General features: G+C 66.6%; 23 protein-coding genes and 1 pseudogene. 9 read left to right on the forward strand and 15 right to left on the reverse strand.

Annotation, left to right across the window (positions count from 1 at the left end; genetic code table 11):
* Together BM013_RS32625 and BM013_RS32630 are read left to right on the forward strand one after the other, a co-directional pair.
* Window positions 1–679, forward strand: a pseudogene (locus BM013_RS32625) (3-hydroxy-3-methylglutaryl-CoA reductase); the annotation flags it as partial.
* A gap of 55 nt (window positions 680–734) precedes the next feature.
* Entirely contained in the window at window positions 735–1,532 is a 798-nt protein-coding gene (locus BM013_RS32630; RefSeq protein WP_256221810.1) for an AraC family transcriptional regulator, read from the forward strand.
* Here BM013_RS32630 and BM013_RS32635 read toward each other — a convergent pair.
* Together BM013_RS32635 and BM013_RS32640 are read right to left on the reverse strand one after the other, a co-directional pair.
* A complete protein-coding gene (locus tag BM013_RS32635) occupies window positions 1,499–2,539 on the reverse strand; it encodes an AraC family transcriptional regulator (protein ID WP_093132903.1) in 1,041 nt (346 codons plus the stop codon). The two genes, BM013_RS32630 and BM013_RS32635, sit on opposite strands and share 34 nt — an antisense overlap.
* Before the next feature lie 5 nt (window positions 2,540–2,544).
* Window positions 2,545–3,309, reverse strand: coding sequence for an SDR family NAD(P)-dependent oxidoreductase (locus tag BM013_RS32640; protein WP_093132905.1), 765 nt, complete (start codon window positions 3,307–3,309; stop codon window positions 2,545–2,547).
* Between the two features lie 286 nt (window positions 3,310–3,595).
* Here BM013_RS32640 and BM013_RS32645 point away from each other — a divergent pair, with 286 nt between their 5' ends.
* Both BM013_RS32645 and BM013_RS32650 read left to right on the forward strand, forming a co-directional pair.
* Window positions 3,596–4,720: a 3-deoxy-7-phosphoheptulonate synthase gene (locus BM013_RS32645; protein ID WP_093132907.1), complete on the forward strand. Its 1,125-nt coding sequence runs from the start codon at window positions 3,596–3,598 to the stop codon at window positions 4,718–4,720.
* Window positions 4,721–4,857: 137 nt separating this feature from the next.
* The gene (locus tag BM013_RS32650) at window positions 4,858–5,808 is read left to right on the forward strand and encodes an IS481 family transposase (protein ID WP_093132909.1); all 951 of its coding nucleotides are present in this window, start codon (window positions 4,858–4,860) and stop codon (window positions 5,806–5,808) included.
* A 462-nt stretch (window positions 5,809–6,270) separates the two neighbouring features.
* Here BM013_RS32650 and BM013_RS32655 read toward each other — a convergent pair whose 3' ends face one another.
* Both BM013_RS32655 and argC read right to left on the reverse strand, forming a co-directional pair.
* A complete protein-coding gene (locus BM013_RS32655) occupies window positions 6,271–6,540 on the reverse strand; it encodes a hypothetical protein (RefSeq protein WP_093132911.1) in 270 nt (89 codons plus the stop codon).
* 208 nt (window positions 6,541–6,748) lie between these two features.
* A complete protein-coding gene (argC, locus tag BM013_RS32660; protein ID WP_093132913.1) occupies window positions 6,749–7,678 on the reverse strand; it encodes an N-acetyl-gamma-glutamyl-phosphate reductase in 930 nt (309 codons plus the stop codon).
* A gap of 82 nt (window positions 7,679–7,760) precedes the next feature.
* On the opposite strand from argC, the gene BM013_RS32665 reads away from it, so the two are divergent.
* On the forward strand, window positions 7,761–8,651 hold the full coding sequence (locus BM013_RS32665; RefSeq protein ID WP_093132915.1) for a LysR family transcriptional regulator: 891 nt from the start codon (window positions 7,761–7,763) through the stop codon (window positions 8,649–8,651).
* A 100-nt stretch (window positions 8,652–8,751) separates the two neighbouring features.
* Here BM013_RS32665 and BM013_RS32670 read toward each other — a convergent pair whose 3' ends face one another.
* From BM013_RS32670 to BM013_RS32690, 5 genes are all read right to left on the reverse strand, one after another.
* Window positions 8,752–9,000 (reverse strand): hypothetical protein, encoded by a 249-nt coding sequence (locus tag BM013_RS32670; protein WP_093132917.1) that lies wholly within the window; start codon window positions 8,998–9,000, stop codon window positions 8,752–8,754.
* Window positions 9,001–9,285: 285 nt separating this feature from the next.
* Window positions 9,286–10,419, reverse strand: coding sequence for a hypothetical protein (locus BM013_RS32675; RefSeq protein ID WP_093132919.1), 1,134 nt, complete (start codon window positions 10,417–10,419; stop codon window positions 9,286–9,288).
* Window positions 10,420–10,775: 356 nt separating this feature from the next.
* Window positions 10,776–11,786, reverse strand: coding sequence for a LacI family DNA-binding transcriptional regulator (locus BM013_RS32680; protein WP_093132921.1), 1,011 nt, complete (start codon window positions 11,784–11,786; stop codon window positions 10,776–10,778).
* A gap of 417 nt (window positions 11,787–12,203) precedes the next feature.
* The gene (locus BM013_RS32685) at window positions 12,204–13,130 is read right to left on the reverse strand and encodes an alkaline phosphatase D family protein (protein WP_093132922.1); all 927 of its coding nucleotides are present in this window, start codon (window positions 13,128–13,130) and stop codon (window positions 12,204–12,206) included.
* Window positions 13,131–13,237: 107 nt separating this feature from the next.
* Window positions 13,238–14,137, reverse strand: coding sequence for a LysR family transcriptional regulator (locus BM013_RS32690; RefSeq protein ID WP_093132924.1), 900 nt, complete (start codon window positions 14,135–14,137; stop codon window positions 13,238–13,240).
* Between the two features lie 142 nt (window positions 14,138–14,279).
* On the opposite strand from BM013_RS32690, the gene BM013_RS32695 reads away from it, so the two are divergent.
* Entirely contained in the window at window positions 14,280–15,296 is a 1,017-nt protein-coding gene (locus BM013_RS32695; protein ID WP_093132926.1) for a Bug family tripartite tricarboxylate transporter substrate binding protein, read from the forward strand.
* Between the two features lie 13 nt (window positions 15,297–15,309).
* The gene (locus tag BM013_RS32700) at window positions 15,310–16,632 is read left to right on the forward strand and encodes an FAD-dependent oxidoreductase (protein WP_256221811.1); all 1,323 of its coding nucleotides are present in this window, start codon (window positions 15,310–15,312) and stop codon (window positions 16,630–16,632) included.
* Window positions 16,633–16,664: 32 nt separating this feature from the next.
* On the opposite strand, the gene BM013_RS32705 is transcribed toward BM013_RS32700, so the two are convergent.
* Both BM013_RS32705 and BM013_RS32710 read right to left on the reverse strand, forming a co-directional pair.
* Window positions 16,665–17,066 carry a phage holin family protein gene (locus tag BM013_RS32705; RefSeq protein WP_093132928.1) on the reverse strand — a complete coding sequence of 134 codons (402 nt, stop codon included), beginning with the start codon at window positions 17,064–17,066 and terminating at the stop codon, window positions 16,665–16,667.
* Window positions 17,060–17,470, reverse strand: coding sequence for a VOC family protein (locus BM013_RS32710; RefSeq protein ID WP_093132930.1), 411 nt, complete (start codon window positions 17,468–17,470; stop codon window positions 17,060–17,062). The genes BM013_RS32705 and BM013_RS32710 overlap by 7 nt, the downstream gene beginning before the upstream one ends.
* Before the next feature lie 196 nt (window positions 17,471–17,666).
* On the opposite strand from BM013_RS32710, the gene BM013_RS32715 reads away from it, so the two are divergent.
* Together BM013_RS32715 and BM013_RS32720 are read left to right on the forward strand one after the other, a co-directional pair.
* Window positions 17,667–19,058, forward strand: coding sequence for a surface-behavior sensor histidine kinase ShkS (locus tag BM013_RS32715; protein WP_256221812.1), 1,392 nt, complete (start codon window positions 17,667–17,669; stop codon window positions 19,056–19,058).
* A gap of 534 nt (window positions 19,059–19,592) precedes the next feature.
* On the forward strand, window positions 19,593–20,438 hold the full coding sequence (locus BM013_RS32720; RefSeq protein WP_143098435.1) for a hypothetical protein: 846 nt from the start codon (window positions 19,593–19,595) through the stop codon (window positions 20,436–20,438).
* A 120-nt stretch (window positions 20,439–20,558) separates the two neighbouring features.
* Here the strand turns inward: BM013_RS32720 and BM013_RS32725 are convergent, their stop codons facing one another.
* The 4 genes from BM013_RS32725 to BM013_RS32740 all read right to left on the reverse strand — a co-directional run bounded on the left by BM013_RS32725 (window position 20,559) and on the right by BM013_RS32740 (window position 23,935).
* Window positions 20,559–21,161, reverse strand: a complete 603-nt coding sequence (locus tag BM013_RS32725) for a LuxR C-terminal-related transcriptional regulator (protein WP_093132936.1) — start codon at window positions 21,159–21,161, stop codon at window positions 20,559–20,561.
* A gap of 78 nt (window positions 21,162–21,239) precedes the next feature.
* Window positions 21,240–22,571, reverse strand: coding sequence for a tryptophan--tRNA ligase (locus BM013_RS32730; RefSeq protein ID WP_093132938.1), 1,332 nt, complete (start codon window positions 22,569–22,571; stop codon window positions 21,240–21,242).
* 15 nt (window positions 22,572–22,586) lie between these two features.
* Entirely contained in the window at window positions 22,587–23,258 is a 672-nt protein-coding gene (locus BM013_RS32735) for a site-2 protease family protein (protein ID WP_093132940.1), read from the reverse strand.
* Between the two features lie 41 nt (window positions 23,259–23,299).
* Window positions 23,300–23,935, reverse strand: coding sequence for an L-threonylcarbamoyladenylate synthase (locus BM013_RS32740; RefSeq protein ID WP_093132942.1), 636 nt, complete (start codon window positions 23,933–23,935; stop codon window positions 23,300–23,302).
* Between the last annotated feature and the right edge of the window lie 3 nt (window positions 23,936–23,938).

The following is a 23,938-nucleotide window of genomic DNA, read 5'->3' on the forward strand; positions in this document are numbered from 1 at the left end:
CGGCACGGTGCGCCTGCGCATCCTGTCGAACCTGGCCGACCTGCGGCTGGCGCGGGCCCGCGTGCGGCTCACGCCCGCGGTGCTGAAGACGGCGCAGCGCAGCGGCGAGGAGATCGTCGAAGGCGTGCTCGACGCCTACACCTTCGCGGCCGTCGACCCGTACCGCGCGGCCACGCACAACAAGGGAATCATGAACGGCATCGACCCGGTGATCGTGGCCACCGGCAACGACTGGCGCGCGGTCGAGGCCGGCGCGCACGCCTACGCCTGCCGCGGCGGGCGCTACACCTCGCTCACCACCTGGGAGAAGGACACCACCGGCGCGCTGGTCGGCACCATCGAGATGCCGATGCCCGTGGGTCTGGTGGGCGGCGCGACCAAGACGCATCCGCTCGCGCAACTGGCGCTGAAGATCCTCGGCGTGAAGTCGGCGCAGGAGCTGGGCGAAGTGGCCGTGGCCGTGGGCCTGGCGCAGAACCTGGGCGCCCTGCGCGCGCTGGCCACCGAAGGCATCCAGCGCGGCCACATGGCGCTGCATGCCCGCAACATCGCGCTGGTGGCGGGTGCCACGGGCGACGAGATCGACGCGGTCGCCAGGCAGATGGCCGCCGAGCACGACGTGCGCACCGACCGCGCCGTGGCGCTGCTCGAGGCGCTGCGCGGCAAGGCGACGCCATGAGCGCGGCGCTGTCCTGAGCGCCCCGGGCACGTTGGCATAGCAGGCGCCGGCCACCATGAACCGCACCAACACCTTCCACGCCTACCAGTCGATTCCGAGGCCGGTGTCGATGATCGTGATCGAGCACGACCCCGAGCCCTCGCTGATCGTGCCCCCGCACTCGCACCCGCGCGCCCAGCTCGCGTACGCGGTGAAGGGCACCTTCACGCTGCACACGCCGGCCGGCGCGTGGCTGGTGCCGCCCAACCGCGCCGTGTGGGTGCCGGGCGGCGTGGTGCATGAAATGCACGCGCGCGGGCAACCGGTGTCGAACCGGTCGCTCTACATCCAGCCCGACGCCTCGCCCGACCTGCCCACCGAGTGCTGCGTGATCGAGGTGTCGCCGTTGATGCGCCAGCTGGTCATCGACGCCATCGGCATTCCGCTGCTGTACGACGAAGCGGGGCGCGACGGGCGCGTGATGCGGCTCATCCTCGACGAGATCTGCGCGGCGCCGCGCGTGCCGTTGCATGTGCCCATGCCGCAGGACGCGCGGCTGCTGCGCATCTGCCGCGCGCTGCTCGACGACCCCGGCTGCGACGGCGACCTGGAGCACTGGGCGCGCCACGGCGCACTGGGCCGGCGCACGCTCACGCGCCTGTTCCGCGACGAGACCGGCATCACCTTCACCATGTGGCGCCAGCAACTCCGGCTGATGGAAGCGTTGCGCCGGCTGGCCATGGACACGCCGGTGACCACCGTGGCCATGGACCTGGGCTACGAAAGCCCGAGTGCGTTCACCGCGATGTTCCGGCGCGTGATGGGCAAGACGCCCAAGCATTACTTCGGGCGCAGCGACGTCGCTGCGGTCTGAGCTTCGGCGTGGTCGCTCCGCCACTCTGAAGGCGTGCGCTCTTCCCATTGGCGGAAGGCGCGGAAGAACGAGTTCTGGTCCTCATAGCCCAGCATGAACGCAACCTCCACGAGCGACAGGCCGGCGTCGGCCAGATGCTCCAGCGCCAGCTGATGCCGCGTCTGGCTGAGCAGCACCTGGAAGCTCAGTCCTTCGTCGCTCAAGCGGCGCTGCAGCGAGCGTTCGCTCATTGCCAGCTCGCTCGCAACCGAGCGGATGTCCGGCCGGCCGGCCGTGAGGCGGCGCCTCAGGATCCATTGAATCTGCTCACCGAGCGACTCGCTGATCGATTGCTTCTCCAGCCGCGACTCGAGTTCGGGCACCAGGATCTCGAGCAGTTCGGCGTTGTAGCTGAGGAAGGGCCTGTCCAGGTCGGCCTTGTGCAGCACCATGCGATCCTGGCTTGCGCCGAAGCGAACACGGCAACCGAAGTAGCGCTCGTGCGCGGTCGCGTCGCCGGCTGCACGCGTCAACTCGACGCACGAGGGCACGAGATGGAGGCCCGTGCCGCGCCGCCCCAGTTCAAGGATCGAGCCGAGAGAGGCATCGGCCAGCGCAGCGGGAACGGCTTCACTGCCCGCGTGGGGCCAGTGCATCCGGATCTCGCAGCGTTCTCCTTCTTCCGAAAGCAGCACCTGCTCGGGCGCGCACAAGCGCTTGAAGCGGGCCACGCGCTGCAAGGCGTCGCGGTAGTCGCGCGCGTGGCAGGCCGCGAGGAACGACGGTGGCATCACCGCGCCGTCGAGTTCGGTGGCCATGCGCAGGCCGAAGCCGGGCTCGTCGCTCGCCTCGTGCATGGCGTGCCACAGGGCGAAGAACTGCTGCGTCGAGATGGGCGCCTTGTCCTGCACGACGCGCATCGGCAGGCGAGCGCGTGCCAGCACCGCCGAGCGAGAAAGGCCCACGCGCTTCATGCCCTCCCACAGTGCGTCGGGAATCGTCAGCTTGTCGGGTGTGGCCTTGCCCATGTCGCCTACTTTGCCTGGAAACCGCCGTCGACGTTCAGCACATGACCGGTCACGAAGCTCGCTTCGTCGGACAGCAGCCAGCAGATCGCGTTCGCCACTTCTTCGGGCTGGCCCAGCCGATTCATCGGGTGCATGGCCGAGATGCTGGCCTCGTTGTAGTTCTCGTCGCTGCCGCTCAGTTGCGCCGCGATGATGTCGGTCCTGATCGCGCCGGGTGCGACCGCGTTGATGCGCAGGCCTTGCGTTGCATGGTCGAGCGCGGACGACTTGGTCAGCCCCACCACGGCGTGCTTGGTGGAGCCGTAAGGGCCCGCATAGGCGATCCCGTTTAGCCCAGCGATGGACGCCAGGTTCACGATGGCCCCGTGGCCCTGCCTGACCATCTGCGCGATCTCGAACTTCATGCTGTAGTACACGCCGAGGATGTTGGTGGCGACCATGTCGCGGTAGTTCTGGCTGCTCGACTGCAGCAGCGTGCCGGTCTCGTTGGAGATGGCGGCGTTGTTGACGGCCATGTCCAGCCGGCCGAACTCGGCCACCACGCCCTCGATCATGGACTTGACCGCATCTTCCTGCGTGACGTCGTTCTGGACGAACCGCACCTGCGCGCCGTTCCGCGCGACGGCGGCGATCTCGGCCACGGCCGCGTCGCCGACATTGCGGCGCCGGCCGCTCAGGACGACGGTGACGCCGCGGGCAGCGAGCTTGAGGGCGACGGCCTTGCCGATGCCGGTGGCACCGCCGGTGATGAGAGCTACTTGTTGCGACATGGATGTTCCTTGTGTGAATGAACCGCTCGTTCGGGAAGAACCAGCATGGAAGCAGTCTAGGAATCGGCCGCGCCTGGCGATATGCACATGGCGCCAATGAACGGGCGGAAGACGCCAATGCCGCCTTGGCGCGATGGTCGACGGGTGGGTTTCTTGTCGCGCACGGCATTCGCTCGAAGCAGGCCTCGGCCGCGCTGCGGCCAACCGGTTCCGGCGTGCCTGTCGGCCCTGGGTGCCGCCGGGACGACAATAGGCGCAGCCCCGTTCCAATTCAAAAGCCACGACCATGCCCCGCCTCGACGACCCCCTCCACGACGCCGAAATCGGCTCCCGCGACAGCACGCTCGACACCACGCGGATCGACGACGTGCGCATCGGCGCCGTTCGCCCGCTCATGACCCCGGCGCTGCTGCAGGAACGCGTGCCCGTGCGCGACAACACGCTGGCGCTGGTCGAAGGCGCCCGCGCGGCGATTGCCGACGTGCTGCACGGCCGCGACGACCGGCTGGTGGTGGTGGTCGGACCGTGCTCCATCCACGACCACGACCAGGCCATCGAATACGCACAGCGCCTGAAGAAGGTCGCCGACTCGCTGCAGGACGACCTGCTGATCGTGATGCGTGCCTACTTCGAGAAGCCGCGCACCACCGTCGGCTGGAAGGGCTACATCAACGACCCGCACCTGGACGGCAGTTTTGCGATCAACGAAGGGCTGGAGCGCGCGCGGCGCCTGCTGCTCGAGCTGACCACGCTGGGCCTGCCGACCGGCACCGAGTTTCTCGACCTGCTGAGTCCGCAGTTCATCGCCGACCTGATCGCCTGGGGCGCCATCGGCGCGCGCACCACCGAGAGCCAGAGCCATCGGCAACTGGCGTCGGGCCTGAGCTGCCCGGTCGGTTTCAAGAACGGCACGGACGGCAGCGTGAAGGTGGCGGCAGACGCCATTCTTGCGGCCCGCGCGCCGCATGCCTTCATGGGCATGACCAAGATGGGCATGGCCGCCATCTTCGAGACACGCGGCAACGACGACTGCCACGTGATCCTGCGCGGCGGCAAGGCGCCCAACTATTCGGCCGCGGATGTTCAGGCCAGCTGCGAGGCGCTGCTGGCGAACGGCCTGCGGCCCCAGGTGATGGTCGACGTGTCGCACGGCAACAGCAGCAAGCAGCACCAGCGCCAGATCGTGGTCGCCGAAGACGTGGCGGCACAGATCGCGGCCGGTGAGCGGCGCATCACCGGCATCATGATCGAGAGCCACCTCGAGGAAGGGCGGCAGGACCTGAAGCCTGGCGTCGCGCTGAAGCACGGTGTCTCGATCACCGACGCCTGCATCAGCTTTGCGCAGACGGTGCCGGTGCTCGAAGGGCTGGCTTCGGCGGTCAGGGTGCGGCGGGGGTTGTCGAAGGGGTGAGGGTGGGGAGGGCCGTCCTGGCTTCGGGGCGGCGACTAGCTGTGAAGCTCCAATAGGTTGTATCCGGTGTTCATCCGGATTGGGTTTGAGAGACTGGAAGTCGCCAAACACCCAATCCACTCAGGACGCCCAACCGGATGAACACCCATAAGCATGCCCGACTTACCTTTGCCCGCCGATTCGAGATGGTCAAGCAGATGACTTTGGAAGGTTTGGATGCCGTGCGTGCCGCTGCCGCACACGGCGTCACTGCACCCACGGCCAGGAAGTGGCTCGGTCGCTATCTGGCGGGCGGAGAAGCAGCCTTGGCCGATGCCTCCTCCAAACCAGCGCGCTCGCCCAGGGCCATCGACTCGGGCAAGGTCTTGCTCATCCTCGAGTTGCGTAAACGTCGGATGCTGCAGTCACGTATTGCTCGCAGCGTGGGCGTCTCGGCCTCGACAGTCAGCCGCGTGCTGACCCGAGCAGGCATGTCCAAGCTGAGCGATCTGGTACCAGCCGAGCCGATCGTGCGCTACGAGCACGAAGCCCCTGGCGATCTGCTGCACATCGACACCAAGAAGCTCGGGCGCATCGTGCGCCCCAGCCACCGTGTCACGGGCAACCGACGCGACTCGGTCGATGGTGCGGGCTGGGAGACGTTGTTCGTGGCCATCGATGACCACGCAAGGCTCGCGTTCACCGCCATGCACCCCGATGAGAAGCAGGCGCAGGCGGTCCTGTTCCTGCGCAATGCCGTGGCTTACTACGCACGCCTGGGCATCACCGTGCGACGACTGCTGACGGACAACGGTCCGGCGTTCCGCTCGCGCGACTTCCGGGTGACCTGCGTCGAGCTCGGTATCAAGCACAGCTTCACGCGGCCCTACCGGCCGCAGACCAACGAAAAAGCCGAGCGGTTCATCCAGTCCGCGTTGCGCGAATGGGCCTACGGCTGGACCTACCAGAACTCAGCCCAACGAACCGATGCCCTGGCAAGCTGGCAGCACCACTACAACTGGCACCGCCCGCACAGCGGTATTGGAGGCATCGCACCTATGTCCAGAATCAACTCGTCAAGAAACAACCTCTTGACGCTTCACAACTAGCGCGGTCCGGGTGCGTCGGACGCGGAACGCAAGCCAGCCTAAGTCGGCTTGTGTTTCGAGTCCTGCAAAAAGAAGCTGGAGAGATTCGACAACAGCGAATCCATTTCTACGGGGCTGCCAGAACAGTCTGCGACTGCACGAACTTCTGCGCGCCTGCTCACCGCGTAAGCCGCTGGGGAGGCCAGCGACATATGCGGGGGGAACGCCAAGTTCCGGTTCCTGAAGAAAATCCAGCAACCGCCGGCCTCTGCGTATTCGGGTGACAGCACGTCGGGCTCATGGGTGCCAGGAAATGCGCGAGCCTCCAGCGCCGCCAAGGCACGTGCATTCGAGAGATTTATTTCCTTCAAGGGCGCCATCACGGCAATCGAGTTTGCGTGTCCGCGGTTGGCTGTCAGTACCCGGATACGGGCGAGTCATTCGACCTGCAGCCTACGGTCCGATATCTGCTCGAACATCGTCTCAAGAATGAAAAGACGGATCGTTCACCAGAATCAGGAATACCAGAAGGCCTATCCCGCCGACAACGACAAGCGTTCGAAGCCACAGGGCGCCATGAACAGCCAGGTCCGGGACGCGGGCGGCAAACGCTCTCAGCCGGTCTGCCAGCGGATGCCCTCTTGGAAGAATCGCGGCGACCAGCAGTGACCCGGCCATCGTCAGCACGGCAAGCAGCACGAGCATGGCCACTGCACAGCCAAATGCCATCCAGAAGGCCTGTTTCATCGCCATTCGTCCTGGTCCTTCCTGTTGTCACGGCGTCCGTTCATGGCCGTGGACGACAACTGTAGCCGCAGTCCACTGCATTGCGGTCAATCGGCATGCGCCCGAGCCGTCATTCGAAGGCCATGGCAGAAATGGTCCAAGGCAGAAACTCGTCATGCCAAGGTTGGCAACACTTTGCCTGAAGCACCCCCCCCTTCTCGTCAACGCTTCGAATTCACAGCCTGGGCTGTGAGGCGCCCGCCATCAATCGCAGGTTCTGCACAGCCGCGCCCGCGGCGCCTTTGCCCAGGTTGTCGAGCACCGCGCTCAAGACGATCTGGCCTGTGCGTTCATTCCATGCCACGGCCAGGCTCATGTCGTTCGAGCCGTTGTGGACTTGCGGGTCCAGCTCGGTGATCGGCACGGCAGACGGCATCGGCAGCACGCGCACATGTGCCGCGTCGCGGTATCGCTGCGTCAGGCACTCGTGGATGCGCACCCCCGAAGCATCGGAGGGAAGCATTCGCGCGTGCAATCCGATGGTGAGCACGATGCCCTGCCGGTAGCTTCCATAGGCCGGCACGAAGAGAGGCCGCTGCGCCAAGCCTGCGTAGGCCTCGATTTCGGCCACGTGCTTGTGCTCGAGTGCAAGGCCATAGACCTTCAACGAATGCGCACCCGTTCCGGCCTCGTGCGATTCCGCTCCGGCCCTGCCTTGACCCGAATAGCCCGAGACGGCATGGATGACCAGCGGATAGTCGGCGGGCAACAGGCCCGCATCCGTCAACGGCCGCAGCAGGGCGACCGCGGCGGTGGGATAGCAGCCCGGATTTGTCACCCGCGGCGCCGAGGCAATGCGTTCGGCTTGCAGTGCATCGAGTTCCGGCAGGCCGTAGACCCAACCCGGGCTGGTGCGGTGGGCCGAGCTGGCATCGATGACACGCACCGAAGGGTTGGCGATCATCGCCACCGCATCTCGTGCTGCATCGTCGGGCAGGCAAAGGATGGCGATGTCGCATTCGTTGAGGGCAACGCGCCGGGCAGCCGCGTCCTTGCGCACGTTCGCCGGCAAGGTGCGGATGCGAAATTCCCCGCCTTGGAGCCGGTTCTGCAGGTCAAGGCCGGTGGTGCCCTGGTCGCCGTCGATGTAGATGTTGAGGTCCATGGCGTGCGATCGTAGGGATACGACCGCAATGGCTCCAGCTAAATATATGGAACCCAGGATTAAGAAAAGTTAAATTAGCGCCATGCGAGAACTCAGCCTTGACCATCTGCGCACCCTGGTCGCCATCGCAGACCTCGGGTCTCTGGCCAATGCCGCGCGCGCCCTTCACCTGGCGGCACCGACCGTCACGGTTCAGATCGCGGAACTGGAGTCGCGCCTGGGTGGCCAGTTGCTCGTGCGCGGGCGGGGGCCCGCGCAAGCAACCGCCTTGGGAGAGCGGTTCATCGCGCGTGCCCGCAGGCTGCTGGCGGACGTGGACGACGCAGTGGAAGACGTTCGACGCCAGCTTGCCGGCCAGACGGGCCGCGTGCGGGTGGGTGCCTCGACGGGCGCCATTGCGCACCTGCTGCCGCCCGCGCTCGCACGTCTGGCCCGGAACCATCCCGGCATCGACGTGAACGTGCAGGTGCTGACCTCCAACGAAAGCATGGCCCGGCTCGCCGCGGGGAGCCTGGATCTGGCGGTGGTGGCGCTGCCGCAGTCGCCTGTGCGCGGGGTGCATGTCACGCCCCTGCGGCGCGAGGCTGTCGTGGCCTTTCTGCCGGCGGACTGGAAAGCGCCCAAGCGGCTGACCCCGCAATGGCTGGCCGAACGGCCGCTGATCATGAACGACTCTTCCACGCGTCTCTACCGGCTGACCGCGGAATGGTTCTCTGCGGCCGGCGTCCACTGCCGGCCGCGCATCGAGCTCAACTACAACGACGCGATCAGGACACTGGTGGCCGCCGGCTACGGAGCGGCCTTGCTGCCGGCGGAGTCGCACGAATCCGCGCGTGACCCTCGCATCGCCGTTCGCCCGCTCAGCCCGGCCCTATGGCGGCAGCTGGGCCTGGCGGTCAGCGACCGGGGCGCAAGCGGCCCGACGCGTTTCGTCCTGGATGCGTTGCTGCCTGAAAAGGGTTCGGCCGTGTGAACCGACGCCGGGCCGGCTGCGGGGCCGCGCAGCCAACCGCACGTGGCGACGCGGGATGGCAGTGCCGCGATGACGGTCGGATTGGCCGATGGCCGACCGCCTAGGCGCGGTTGTTTGCAGCCTTGTACGCTTCCAGCTCCGCCTTGTGCTTCTTGTGCATCGCTTGGAAGCCGCTGAGCTTGATGAAAAGTGGCGCACAAAGTGCCATCGCAGCGCCGACCAGTTCGTCGTAGAAGAAAGTACAGGCTGCGCCCCCTGCGACCAACACGAAGGTCACGGCAAGACGGAGCCAGTAACCCATGGGAAGGGGTGCCAATGGCTCGCTGTCGCTGCGGGGCTGATTCGTCATTCCGAGTTCCTGGCTGTCTGATGATCTTGCCCGGTTGCAAAAAGCGCAACGTCGGGTTCTTTCATTCGGTTCGATTCAGGACTTTACGGGAAGCAGACCGATGCAGTCCGCATGCACCAGCCGATGCCATGAACGTTTCGACCGATCCACCGACAACGATTGTGGCCAACGGCGGTTGGTCGCACCGCTGCCGCGAGCGGCCCATCAGCTGTCGCGGTGAATGCTGGAACAGGGCGATTCCATCGGTTGCTTCAAACGGGACAACCCAGGACGCCTCGCCGCTGGCTACAGCCCCTCGATCTCCCACCGGCTCGCGTCCAGGCGCTCGAGCGTGGTCAGCAGCGTGCGCTGAAGCGCCTGCAGGCGGTCCTCGCGCAGGCGACCTTCCACGACGGCTTGAACATGGAAGCGATCTTCGGTGAATCGCACCGCCAGGCCGTCAATGACGGTGTGGAAGATGTTGTACTCCGGGCCCTCACGGGGCATGGGCGACTCTTCATCGAGCCGGTACAACGCCGTGAGTGCATCGAAGTCGGGGGCGTCGTCGAATTTCCAGTGGCTCTCTGCGCCCGGCCAGGCATGGGCGCGGTGCCAGAGCTCCTGCCGGACGTCCCGCAGGCGATTCATCTTCCGGTCCACGCGCAGCATCGTCCACCGCTGCCAATCCAAGGCGGTCAACCGGGTCCATCGGCACGTGCCGAGGTCGAGCGACCATGAGTCGATGTTGTCGATCATGCTCAAACCGTCACCGCGCCAGAGCGTTCCGCCGCGCACGACGATGGCGCTTGCGTCGTCGGCCAGGACGGCCGAGTGCTTGTGGATCCACCCCGGGCTTTCACCGACGGTATCGACACGGTGGATGCTCAGCGTGTCTGTCGCGACCCGGAAGACGGGCGTCAAACCCAAGACACGACGCTCGGGGTAGCCAAGATTGCCGATGACGATGATCGCGTCGTCGAGCAATGTCGCCGTGTGGAAGTCCGTAGGCGGAAAGACCGACACGGGATAGCCGTGTATCGCGATCTCGCCGTCACCATCGATGGTGGTGACTTCGTTGTATATGAAGAAGTCCGGGTCGTAGTAGTCCTCATGCTCACCGCCGATGTGAACGCAACGACCGTCAGGCAGTGTCGTTTCGCTCTTGCCGAACCGATCGAAGGACCACATCGGTCCTGCATCGAGCGGCGAAGGACCTCGCAGGATCTCATTGGCTTGATAGGCTGACCAGCGCGTGCGAACAAGCCAGGACCACAAGGGGTTGTCCACGCGCGTTGGATTGTCCTCGCCGGTTCGCGGCGAACGCCATTGGGTGAACTCTTTCCTGCTCAAGCGTGGCGCCGGCTCTGCCTTGCGCCGGCGATCGGCTTGTTCCTCTGCAATTTCCGCATCCCACTCTGTACCGAGATTCTTGTCTTCCATGTGTCCTTGCCCAGGTGATGCTTCGTCACGAATCGGCTGTGCGACTTGCGCCTGATGGATGACGTGCCTCACGAATCATAGGAAGTCCGCCTACGCATGAGTTTGCCGTCTCGCTTCCCAGGCAAGCCGATGCTCTTCGATCCCTTCCGCGAACGTCGGCCGGCGCTCCGTCCATTCCGTCAGCTCGCGCAGCCCGGCGGATCCGACCCACCGCCAGAAGTCCGCAAGCGAGTGGACGTCACCGCTCATCAAGCGCGCTCCTGTCGGCGCTTCGAAGGCAAGCGTCAGTTTGAATGGGCACAGCGAGTCGCACCGGCGCTCGGTCGCGCCCCGGCAGAGGCGTTTGCCGCCGAAGCCTACGAGCTCTCGCGCTGCTCGATGTGGAACGGAATCAGCACCGTCTCCGCAGGCGGTGGATGCCCTTCGCGCGCGCCGTCGATCACGCGCAGCAGCAGTTCGCCCGCGGCCTTGCCGATGCCCACGCAGTCCACCGCCACGGTGGTGATGCGCGGGTGGCACGCGCGCGCCACCTCGAAGTCGCCGAAGCCCGCGATCGCGATGCGGCCCGGCACGTTCCAGCCGCGGCGCTGGCATTCCATGAGCGCACCGAAGGCCGACAGGTCGGACACGCAGACCACCGCGTCCACGTCGGGCCACTGCCGGATCAGCTGCGCCACCGCCTCGCCGCCTTGTGCCATCGAGATCGGCGGCTGGCCGAAGCTGATGACACGGCCGTCGGGCAGGCCCAGTTCGCGAATGGCCTGCGCATAGCCGCGCTGGCGGTCCGCGCCGCGCGTGTCGCGGTTCGACGTGCCGCCGATGTACGCGATGCGCCGGTAGCCCTTGCCGTGCAGGTGCCGCACCATCGCGGCGGCCGCCTCCGCGTTCGAGAACCCGACCGTGTGCCCGATGGGCGTGGCCGGCAGGTCCCAGGTCTCGACCACCGGCACGCCGGCGGCCTGCAGCATGGCGCGCACGGCGCTCGTGTGCGCGCCGCCGGTGAGGATCACGCCCTCGGGCCGGCGCGCGAGCATGGCGCGCAGCAGGCGCTCCTCGGTCTCCACGCGGTAGTCGGTGTAGCCCAGCAGCACCTGCAGGCCGCGCGCTTCCAGTGCCGCGGTGATGCCCTGCGCGGTCTCCGAGAAGTTGGAGTTGTTGAGCGACGGAATCAGCACCGCGATGAAGCCCGAGCGCTTGCTGGAGAAGGTTCGCGCGGTCTGGTCGATGACGTAGCCCATGTCCTCGCAGGCCTGCAGGATGCGCTGGCGCAGCGCCTCGGAGGTCACGCGGTCGCTGCTCTCACTGCGGTTGAGCGCGCGCGACACCGTCATCTTCGACACGCCCACGCGCGCGGCGACGTCGGCCATGGTGGCCGGGCGAGCGAGCGGGGCGGCGGGGGCGACAGGGGCGGGGGCTTTGGACGAAGGCAAGTGGCGGTCTGTCTTGTTCGGTGCGGGAATGATGCAGGAATGTGGCCGAAGGCTTGTTGCCGAGGTACCGATACCTTCGAAAACCAGCGATGGACGCGAGAAAGCATACCGCGCGCCACGCCATTTCAAGAATGAAATAAGCGCTTCCGACCGTACGGAAAAAACCTAGGTTACCGGTATCGAACGCAATGCCAGGCCCTCAGCAAGCGCTTCGGCGGCACGCAGGCGGTCGACAAGGTCGCGCTCGACGTGCGCGTCGACCGACGTGTTCGACCCCGGCAACGGGTATCGCACGCAGTACAAGGCAGTACAAGCGGCGCGGGGCAAGTAGCAAGCAAGCGGGGCGCTGCGCGGCTACTTCAGCTCCTGGTAATCGAAGCTCGCGTTGTCGATGATCTTGTGGTGCTCGAGCCCATGGATGTCGAAGAGCTTGACGTCCGTGCGCTCGGGCGAGAAGTCCAGGATGCCGAAGTTCTCCCGGTCGCCGGCGAACTTGTATTTGGTGACGAACGCGCCCGAGGAAACGATCTCGAAGAACTTCGTCGAGCCGCCCGGCGGGACGAAGCTGTTCTCGTGGATGTCGCCCGACAGGAAGATGGTCTTGCGCCCGAAGGTGAGGCTGCGCAGCCTGGCGTACTCGTCGCTGTAGCGCATCCAGCCGTCGCCCGTCGCGCGAATCGGCGTGCCCGCGCAGATCAGCACGAAGCCTGTCTCGTTCGCGAGTTCCTGCGCCAGAAAATCGAACTGCTTGTCGCCGATCAGCGCGCTGTGGTCGCCGGGCTTCTCGCGGTTCCATCGCGTGTCCAGGAAGATCGCCTTGCCGATCTTCTGTTGTTCGTGGAACAGCGGAATCGCGTAGTAGATGCCGTCTTTCTGCAGGGGCACCTGTTCGATCTGCATGAACTGGCGAAAGAGCTTGCGTGACACCGCCTTCACTGCGGGATCGACCTTCGCGCCCAGCACGTTGTTCCACGCAAAGTCGTGGTCGTCCCAGGTGCCGTACACGCCGCCGCCGTTGTCCTGCTGCTGGCGCAGGGCGTCGAACAGCAGCTTGAAATTCGGCACGCCCCACTGGTCCGTGTAGTGCCCGGTCATCTTCTGCTCGAATGTCGCCACGTCCCATTCGGCCGGTTCGCCGAGGTCGGGAAAGAAGTCCATGTAGATCTGGTCGCCCAGCAGGAAGAGATAGTCGGGCTGCTGTTCCGCGATGCGGTTCCAGACCCGCTGAGAGCCCTTGGGGCCGGACCTGAAGTTCATGCACGAGGTGAACGCGATTTTCATGGGGCTCTTTCTTCCCGGTCTGCATGCCGGGTGCCGCGGATCATAGGGAGCCTGTGGCCGTTGTCCCTCGACTGAATATGGGATGGCGCGCGGTGCTCAGGCGCGCTTCAGGCACGCTCCTTCTTCAACTGCCGCAGCGCCGCCTCCGCATGCGCAACGAAGCGGCTCGACAGCAGCGAGGCCGCGAAGTTGTCGTTGGTCACCGCGAAGATGTCGAACGACGGCGCCTTCTGTATGGGCCTGAAGCTCAGCCGGTCCGTCATGCAGCCGCGTGCCGTGAGGTCGTCGACGATGGCCACGCCCGCGCCCGACGCCGCCAGCGCGCAGGCGCTCTGCCCGGCGCGCACCTCGATGCGCGCGTCGGGCCGGCAGCGGTGCTGCACGCACCAGTCGGCAATGATGCGGCCCTGCGGCGTGTCGGGGCTGAAGGCGATCATGCGTTCCTTCAGGATGTCGGTGGGCTTCAGCGTGCGCCGCGCCTCCAGCGCATGGCCGCGCGGGAACACCCCGGCCAGGGTCCATTGGCCGATGGGGCGCGCGGTGAGCAGCGGGTCGTCGATGGCCAGCGTGGAGATGGCCACGTCGGCCTCGTGCGTGGTCAGGCGCTTGACCATTTCCTTGGCGAGCACCACCTCCAGGTAGATGCGCGCGGCCGGAAACTCCTCGCCCAGCGCGGTGAGCGCGCGCGGCACCATGTCCAGCCCGGTGCTGGGGCTGCACAGCACGCGCAGCGTGAGCATCTTGCCGTCCTTCAGCGCCTGCGCGCAGTCGTCGATGCGCGCCACGCCGCGGTACACCTGCTCGACCTCGGCGAACAGCGCCTGCGCCTCGGGCGTGGGCCCGAGCTTGCCCTTGCGCCGCTCGAACAGGCGCAGCCCGAGCTGCAGTTCGATGTGCGACAGCATGCGGCTGATGCCGGGCTGCGACACGTGCAGCGAGCGCGCCGCGTCGGTGACGGAGCCCGCCAGCATGACGGCACGGAAGACTTCGATCTGTCGGAGGTTCATGACTTGTCCCGCTGCGTTGTCGTCGTTCGATAACGTGATGTTATGGCCTTGCGCAATGTTGGTATTTGCCGGGCGCGCGGGTGCTTCCTAGGATCGACGTTCTTTCTTCGAAGAACCACAAGACACAAGAGGCAAACGAGACATGGCACACGCTCCCGCCGCGCGCGGCTTCACGCGCAGACAGGCCCTTTCGACGATCGCGGCGCTGGCCGCCCTTTCGACCCTGTCGACATTCCCGGGCGCATCGTTCGCCGCCGACGCCTGGCCCACCAAGCCGCTGCGCATCATCGTGCCCTTCGCGCCGGGCGGCGGCGCCGACGGCTCGGCCCGCGTGCTGGCCGAGGTGCTGGCGCCGCAGCTGGGCCAGCCGGTGATCGTGGAGAACAAGCCCGGCGCCGGCAGCGCCATCGGCGTGGCGGCGGCGCTGCAGAGCCGCGACGGCCACACGCTGCTCATGGGCAGCAACAGCATGGTGATCAACCCCGTGCTCAACCCCAAGCTCACCTACGACGTGGCGCGCGACTTCGATGCCATCGGCATGGTGTCGCAGCAGCCGCTGGTGCTGGTGGTGCCGGCCGACTCGAAGGCGAAGACGGTGGCCGACCTGGTGGCGCAGGCCAAGGCGCAGCCGGGCAAGCTCAGCGCCGGCAACAGCGGCACGGGCACGCTGGCGCACCTGACGGCCGAGCTCTTCGCGCAGGAGACCGGCACCTCGCTGGTGAGCGTGCCCTACAAGGGCGAGAGCGCGCTGATGCCCGACCTGATCTCGGGGCTGGTGTCGATGGGCTTCCTGAACCTGCCGAGCGTGATCGTGCACATCCGCTCGGGCCGGCTGCGCGCGCTGGCCGTGTCGTCGGCGCAGCCGGTGGCCGAGCTGGCGAACGTGCCGACCTTTCGCAGCCTGAAGCTGCAAAGCCTGGAGGTCGAAGGCTGGGCCACGCTGGTGGCGCCCAAGGGCTCCATTCCGCCCGAAGGCCTGGCCCGGCTCGAGAAGCTGCTGGCCGCGGCGCTGCAGTCGGACACCGTGAAGAAGCGCTTCGACGCGCTGAGCCTGGAGGCCTTCGCCAGCGGTCGCGAGGCCACGGCGCAGTACCTGAAGACCGAAGGCAGCCGCTGGGGCCAGGTGGTGAAGAGCCGCGGCATCCAGGTCGAGAACTGATGAGGGCATGGCGATGAATGCGAGCATGAACACGCGCGGCGGCAGCCTCGTGGTGGAGGCCGATGTGGCGGTGTGCGGCGGCGGTGTCGCGGGCACCATGGCCGCCGTGGCGGCGGCGCGGCAGGGCGCGTCGGTGGTGCTGGTCGAACGCTACGGCTTCCTGGGCGGCAACGCCACGGCCGGCGCGGTGGCGCAGTTCAACAGCTGGCAGACCGGCAACGGTCGCAAGGTGGTGGCGGGGCTGGCCGACGAGGTGGTGGCGCGGCTGCGGCTGTATGGCGGTGCGCGCGCGCACGAGAGCTTCGTGATGTCCACCGGCCACCGCATGGACCGCGTCGAGTACGCGCCCGAGGTGCTCAAGCTGGTGCTCGACGACATGGTGGCCGAGGCCGGTGTGCGGCCGCTGCTGCACGCGAACCTGCTGGGCGTCGACTGCGAAGGCCGGCAGGTGACGGGGCTGCGCGTGCTGACCAAGGGCGGCGTGCTGGCCTTGCGTGCGGGCGTGCTGGTCGATGCCTCGGGCGACATGGACGCGCTGAAGCAGGCGGGCGCGCGCTTCCTGGAGCTGGGCGACGGCGAAGCGCTGCAACCGGCCACGATGATGTTCCGCTTCGGCCCGATCGACTTCGAGCGCTTCGGCGCGCTGTCGAAAGCCGAGCTGGCGGCGCTGGCCGCCAAGGGCTACGCGCAGGGCGGGCTGGCGCGGGCGGCGCTGCATTCGAGCCGCGACCCGTATTCGAACGACGGCTGGTTCAACATCAGCCGCCTGGGCATCGACGCCACCGACCCGATGGCGCTCGGCGCCGCGGAGATCGAAGGGCGGCGCCAGGCCTGGAAGGCCTCGGCGTTCCTGGCGGCCGCCGTGCCCGGCTGCGAGGACGGCCGGCTGCGCGCCTTCGCCACGCAGGTGGGCGTGCGCGAAACGCGGCGGGTGGAGGGCGACCACGTGCTGACGGCCGGCGAGCTGCTGGCGCCGATGCAGTTTCCCGACGCCGTTGCGGCGGGGGCGTACCCGATCGACATCCATCCGGCGCAGGGCGGCGCGCTGCACTACGTGCCGATGGACGACGACCACGCCTACCAGATCCCGTACCGCAGCCTGATCCCGAGCACGCTCGACAACGCGCTGGTGGTGGGCCGCGGCATCTCGGCCAGCCACGAGGCGCTGGCGGCGATCCGGGTCATGACCATCTCGATGGCCGTCGGCCATGCGGCGGGCATCGCGGCGGCCATGGCCGCGAAGGCGGCCGGCGCGGGCATGGGCGCTCAGGTGCGCTCGGTGGCGGTGCCGGCACTGCGCGAGGCGCTGGTGCGCGGAGGCGCGGTGCTCGCCTAGCCGTTCAGGGCGTCAGAAGGGCACCGGGCGGTTCAGAGCCAGTTGCCGCTTTGCGGCATCTGCACCTTCTCGGCGGGGTCGTTGCTCGTCACGAACGAGCCGATGACGATGCTCAGCAGCGAGATGAAGATGCTCGCGAACAGGGCGGTCCAGAAACCGGACACCCGGAACCCCTTCACCAGCGCGGCCACCAGCAGGATCATCAGCGCGTTGATGACCAGCAGGAACAGCCCGAAGGTCACCAGCGTCAGCGGCAGCGTGAGCACGATCAGCAGCGGCTTCACGACCGCGTTGGCCAGGCCCAGCAGCAGCGCCGAGACCACCAGCGCGCCGGTGCTGTCGAACTTCAGCCCGCGAAACAGGTGGCTGGCCACCCAGAGCGAGATGGCGGTGATGGCCCAGTGGATGAGGAAGGGGGTGATGTTGTTCAGCATGTGGCGGGCAGGATAGCGGGTGTGTGGCAGCAGACGCAGAGCTTGTTGCCCTCGGGGTCGCGAAAGTAGGCGCCATGGTAGTCGGGGTGGTAGTGCGGCCTGAGGCCCGGCGGGCCTTCGCAGGTGCCGCCCTGCGCCAGCGCCGCGGCATGGGCACGGTCGACGGTGGCGCGGTCGGGCGCCATCAGCGCCACCATCTGGCCGTTGCCCGGCGCGGCCGCCTGCCCGTCGAACGGGGTACCCACCAGGAACAGCGGGCGGGCCGCGTCGGGGCTCTGCCAGCCGGCCCACGGCTTGGCGTCGTCGCGGAACCGCAACTTCATGCCCAGTGTTCCCATCAGCATCGAATAGAAGTCAAAGGCGCGCGTGAAGTCGTTCACGCCGAGGTAGACATGGGACAGCATGCGGGGCTTTCCTCGAGGGTTGGCCTGCGATTATGGAGGCCTGTTTTCAATCGTTACTGCGTGAAACAATGACGAACAGGCCGTTAAGATCGCCGGTTTCGCGCTCCCGCGCCGAGGAAGAGAGGACCCGGGAGCTTTCTCTGTCGCCGGATCAACAAGGATCGTGCGCCCTATGGCCAATGCGTCGATCGCCAGCATGACCCCCGCCCCGGCCTCGGCCGACGAGGCCGAATCGTGGGTGCGCGGCGAACTCATCCGCAGCCTGATGCGCTCCGCGCGCGGCTCCTACTTCGTGTCGGCGGCGCTCATGCCGGCCATGGTGGGCCTGAACTGGGGCTACGTGCCCAAGTGGGAACTGCTGACCTGGCTGGTGGCCGGCATCATCGCCACCGCCTGCCGCGCCTGGGGCGCGCGCGTGTACGCGGTGCGCTACGCCGGACGCAGCGCCGCGGCGCAGCAGCAGTTCACCGAGCGCTACGGCTTCGTGTGGAGCACCAGCGCGGTGGTGTGGGGCTTCTCGGTGCTGCTGTTCTTCGAGCGCTCGCCGCAGGTGAACCAGTTCATGAGCTGGCTCATCGTGGCCGGCGTGGGCACCTTTCCGCTCAACGGGCTGGCGCTGCACCCGCCGCTGCTCAAGCGCTACGTCAACACGCTGTTCATCACGATGCTCGGCGCGGTGGTGCTGCGGCTGGTGAGCCTGACGCTGCAGCACCCGCAGTTCCAGTACGGCTACCTGATGCCCATGCTGCCGATCCTGCACTGGTTCCTGCTGCTGCGGGCCGGGCGGCACGTTCACGAGACGGCGCGCAACAGCCTGGAGCTGCTGTTCCACAACCACATCCTGATCAAGTCGCTCACCCAGCAGCGGCAGGCGGCGGTGTCGGCCGTGGCCATGAAGAACCGCTTCCTGGCGAGCGCGGCGCACGACATGCGCCAGCCGGTGCTGGCGCTGTCGCTGTACGCCGACTGGCTGCGCAACGAGCCCGAGCTGGTGCTCGAGCTCGCGCCGAAGATCGTGCGCGCCACGCACGCGGTGAACGCGCTGTTCGACTCCATGTTCGACCTGGCGCGCATCGACTCGGGCCAGGTGCGCTTGCACGTGGAGCGCGTGGACGTGCCCGAGCTGCTGCACGACCTCGAGCTGCAATACCGCCCGGTGGCCGAGAGCCGCGGCCTGGACTTCCGCGTGCACGTGTGCGAGGGCTCGTTCCTGACCGACCCGATCCGCGTGCGCCGCATGATCGGCAACCTGCTGGCCAACGCCATCAAGTACACGACCGAGGGCGGCGTGCTGCTGGCCGCGCGCAAGACGCACGAAGGCCTGCGCGTGGAGGTGTGGGACACCGGCATCGGCATTGCGCCGGAGCACCTGCGCGACGTGTTCCTGGAGTTCTACAAGGTGGCCGACCATGCCGGCACCTCCGACGGCTTCGGCCTGGGCCTGGCCATCGTGGCGCGGCTGTCGCACGTGCTGGGGCACCCGGTCAGCGTGCGTTCGCGCCTGGGCAGCGGCAGCGTGTTCCGCGTGGCGCTGCACGATGCGGACGAGGCGGTGGCGCAGGCGCGTGTGACGGCCTCCGGCGGCTGAGCGCGGCGCTCCATAGCGCGATATGGATCGTTGCGCGCGCCGGCCGCCGGCCGCCGGTCGCTGGCATTGGCACTCGCCTTCGCACGTCCGGACGACCCCGGTTTCCGAAGGGGCGTTTAGGAAACCTTCAGTAACGCCGTCTACGATCTTCCCGCATCTTGCGATGCCTCCAGAACCACGATTCTGTGAGCTGGAGACTATTTCTATTCGGGTGGGGGATCAATAGATATGACTGGTCAGTTCAAGTACGTCCTGGCGGGAAGCGCCGCGCTTGCGTTGTTGAGTGCATGTGGTGGTGGCGGGGGTGGTGGATCGGGCGGAGGCTTTCCGTTCCCGATGCCGACTCCTCCTGCGGTTGCGCCATCCGAGCCGGTCGCTGGCTCAGGGCCAGTTGCCGTGTTGCCGAAGGCTTCGAGCGGGACACTGGGGCAGGTGTTCGCACTCGATGGCAGTGCAAGCATCTCGGCAAGCGGAAAGACGCGGACGTACCGTTGGGAGCTCAAGTCCAGGCCCATGTCGAGTACGGCGGTGCTCATGGATTCGGGCAGCGCAAAGCCGTTCTTCTTGCTGGACATTGCCGGCGACTATGTGGTGCGCCTGATCGTGAACGACGGGGAGAAGGACAGCGATCCGGTGGACAGCACCATCTCGGCCGTGGTGCCGGCGTCCACGGGGCCTGTGTTGAAGTTTGCGATTGTCGAGACGACTGCGACACCAGATCCAGGTCGACTCGGAAGGTATGACTCGTGCGATGCGGCTCGGCCTGACACGTACCTTGCCGATTTCTGGTCTCCCAATCTGAATGCGCAGACTTGCCACGCATTGACTGGGCTTCCCGCAGATTTCGTCAACAACACTCGCATTTCCGGCTCGCTGCCATTCTCCGGATCGGGCGTGGCTTCTGGGTTGCTAGGTCTTCACACGAACTTTACGGCCGGTACGTTTCCTTCCGGCACTGTCCCGATGCCCGTTGGCATCAGCTATGAGGCTTCGACGAATCTCGCGGGAATCGCGCCTACACCGATTGGAAAGTCTGCCGGGTTCTCGCTGGACTACGCGGTTCGCGGATACAGCATGTCCACTCAAGTTGGCCCAGGCCCCAAGGCCAGTTACCGTATCGTCGGTTCGGTGGCTCCGCAAAATGCGCCGCAAGGCTGGGAGGCCGTTGTCGAAACCACTGTGAAGATCGATGTGTCGGGCTACAACAGCGGCACGTCGAGTTCTAACTTCAACGTGTACTCGAAGAAATTCACCGCAGACTTCTCCGACACCGTCGAGATCGAACTCAATGCGGGGGCCTACCCGTCGTTTACCGGCAATCAGGCGTTGTATGACATCGCGGTATCTCATCAGGTGGCTTACAGGAGAAAGGCCAACTGAGCCTGTCTCGCGCGCCAACCTTTCGTTGGCGCGCCTGAAAGCAAAAAACCGCGCCCAAGGGCGCGGTTCTTTTTTCCGGAATCGAGAAGAAGGCGCTGCCGTAGCAGCCAGCCTTCCCCTTCAACCCGACAGCAGCCCGTTCGTACGCGCGTAATGCAGCGCCTGCGTGCGGCTCTTCACCCCCAGCCGGCGGAACAGGCGCCACAGGTGAACCTTCACCGTGTGTTCGCTGATCTCCAGGTCGGTGGCGATGTCGCGGTTGCTCATGCCCTTGTCGAGCATGGCGATCAGCTGCGTCTGGCGCTTGGACAGCTTGCCGCTGTTGGCGGCCGGCATCTCGTCGGTCTCGTCTTCCGAGCCGGCCATCAGCAGGCCGCGCAGGGCGGCCGCCAGCTCGTTGGAGCTGGCCGACTTCTCGATGTAGGTGTCGGCACCCGCCTCGATGCAGGCGTCTTCCATGTCCGCCGCCGGTGCCGCCGAATACACCGCGATCGGCACGTTCGGGTAGACCTGCTTGACCGCGATCACGCCCGACACGCCATTGGTGTCCGGGAGCTTCAGGTCCAGGCAGAAGAGGGTGGGGGCGCCACGCTGCTGAACCGAGCCCGCAAGCTTGTCCAGGCGCTCGAGCTCGACGATGTTCTCGGCCGGGCGCAGGCGCCGCAGGACCATCACGATCGCGTCGCGCATCAGGGGGTGGTCGTCGATGACATAAATGCTCATGTTTTCTTCCTTTGTGATCGCACCGTCTTCTCTCTTTTCTCCAGCTCACCGGCCAACAAGCCGGCGGGCGTTGCCGGATCAACTCCCTTGGTTTGCGGACGTTGCCTCGGCCAGTGCCTCCAGCGCCTCGGTGACAGCGCGTGTTCCTTCTGTGTCGATGGGTTCCAGCTGCTCGGCCAGCGAAGCCAGTGCCTCGCCGCGCTGCGCCTGCAAGACCGCGATGGTACGGCCCGCTTCCTGCGGCGATGTGAATCCATGGCTCTGCAGCAGGGTTTCGCCGCGCGCATCCAACAGCTTGAAATAGAAGAGGCCGTCGGCCTTCTCGCGGTATTGCTTGAAGCTGGGCTTCGCGACCCTGGCCGCCTTGGCGCCGCCCTTGTCCTTGCCGGCCGCCAGGTTGCGCAGGCCCACGGCGTGGCGCAGGCTGGTCATGAACGGCTGCGAAAGCGCGCGGGCCTTCTCGGCGCCGATGAGCAACAGGCGCTCGATCTCGGCCGGGTTGGCGATCAGCTCGTCGTAGCGTGCGCGCAGCGGGGCCACTTCGAGGTCGATGCGCTCGAACAGCAGCTGCTTGGCGTCGCCCCAGCCGATGCCGTCGGCGTAGGCCTTGCGCAGCATGTCGGTCTCGTCGGCATCGGCAAAGGCCTGGTAGATCTGGAACAGCGCGGAGCCTTCGGTGTCCTTGGGCTCGCCGGGCGCGCGCGAGTCGGTCACGATGCTGGTGATCTGCTTGCGCAGGTACGCGCGCGGCGCGAACAGCGGGATCGTGTTGCCGTAGCTCTTGCTCATCTTGCGGCCGTCGAGGCCGGGCAGGGTGGCAACAGCGTCGTCGATCTCGGCGTCGGGCAGCGTGAAGTGCTCGCCGTACTGGTGGTTGAAGCGCTGCGCCATGTCGCGCGCCATCTCGATGTGCTGCACCTGGTCGCGGCCCACGGGCACCTTGTGCGCGTTGAACATCAAGATGTCCGCGCCCATGAGCACGGGGTACATGAAGAGGCCGGCCGTCACGTCGGCGTCGGGGTCCTCGCCCTTGGCCACGTTCTTGTCGAGCTGCGCCTTGTAGGCATGCGCGCGGTTGAGCACGCCCTTGCCGGTGACGCAGGTGAGGAACCAGGTCAGCTCGGGGATCTCGGGGATGTCCGACTGGCGGTAGAAGGTGACGTGCTCGGGGTCGAGGCCGCAGGCCAGCCAGCTGGCGGCGATCTCGAGGGTGGAGCGCTGGATGAGCGCCGGCTGCTGCACCTTGATGAGCGCGTGGTAGTCGGCCAGGAAGAAGAAGCTCTGCACACCGGGCGCGACGCTTTGCCGCACCGAGTGGCGGATCGAGCCGACGTAGTTGCCGAGGTGCGGCGTGCCCGACGGGGTGATGCCGGTCAGGACGCGCAGGGGAGCTTGGGGGGACGAAACCATGGAACGGAACAGAACTTAGAACAGCAAGGCCTTGAGCGGCGTGATGATCAGGTTGATGACGTAGTAGCCCACGTCCATCAACGGGCGCAGCCAGTAGTTGCTGACGACACCCGCGATGACGAGGCCCATCACGATGAAGAAGCCGTAAGGCTCGATGCGCGCCAGGAACATCTGCGCCTGGCCGCTGGGCAGCAGGCCCGCGAGCACGCGGCCGCCGTCCAGCGGGGGCAGCGGGAACAGGTTGAAGGCCCACATCACGAGGTTGACCAGGATGCCGCCTTGCGCCATCTTGATGAAAAAGGTTTCATTGATGCCCGCCGCGACCAGCGCGATGAGCACCAGCGCCCAAAGAATCGCCTGGATGAAGTTGGACACCGGTCCGGCCAGCGCGACCCAGATCATGTCGCGCTTCGGATGGCGCAGCCGCCCGAAGTTCACCGGCACCGGCTTGGCATAGCCGAAAAGGAATGCGCCCGAGGTTGCGAAGTACAGCATCAGCGGCATCAGGATGGTCCCGATGGGGTCGATGTGCTTCATCGGGTTGAGGGTGACGCGCCCCATGACCTCGGCCGTGTTGTCGCCGAAATGGCGCGCCACATAGCCGTGCGCCGCCTCGTGCACCGTGATCGCGAAGATCACGGGCAGTGCGTAGATCAGTACGGTCTGTATCAGATTGGAAATATCCACCGGGCGATTGTGTCAGACAGGGAGTTGATATCGGCCCGATTTCACAGGCCCAACACGGCCAGCGCACCACGCCCCTGGCGCACCACGACCGGGTCGTCGCCGCTGCCCATGGGCGTCAGGTCGACCACCGTGGTGGGCTGCGACGGGCAGGCGCCGGCGTCGATGACGGCGGCAATCTGCTTCTCGAAGCGCTCGCGAATGGTCTGCGCATCGTTCAGCGCCTCGGTCTCGCCGGGCGGGATCAAGGTGGTGGCCAACAGCGGCGCGCCGTGCAGCGCCAGCAGCTCCAGCAGCACCTTGTGGTCGGGCACGCGCAGGCCGATGGTCTTGCGCTGCGGATGGCTCACGCGGCGCGGCACTTCCTTGGTGGCTTCGAGCAAAAAGGTGTATGGGCCCGGCGTGGCCGCCTTCAGCAGGCGGTACTGCTTGTTGTCGACGCGCGCGTAGTTGGCGAGCTCGCTCAGGTCGCGGCACAGCAGCGTGAGGTGGTGCTTGTCGTCGACCTGGCGGATGCGGCGCAGCTGGTCGACCGCGTCCTTGTCGTCGAGGTGGCACGCCAGGGCGTAGCTGGAGTCCGTGGGCACGGCCACGATCTCGCCGCGCTCCAGCAGCGTGACGGCCTGCTTCAGCAGGCGCTGCTGCGGGTTCTCGGGATGGACTTCGAAGTACTGGGCCATGAA

It is taken from the genome of Variovorax sp. OK605 (assembly GCF_900115445.1).
Lineage (GTDB): Bacteria > Pseudomonadota > Gammaproteobacteria > Burkholderiales > Burkholderiaceae_C > Variovorax.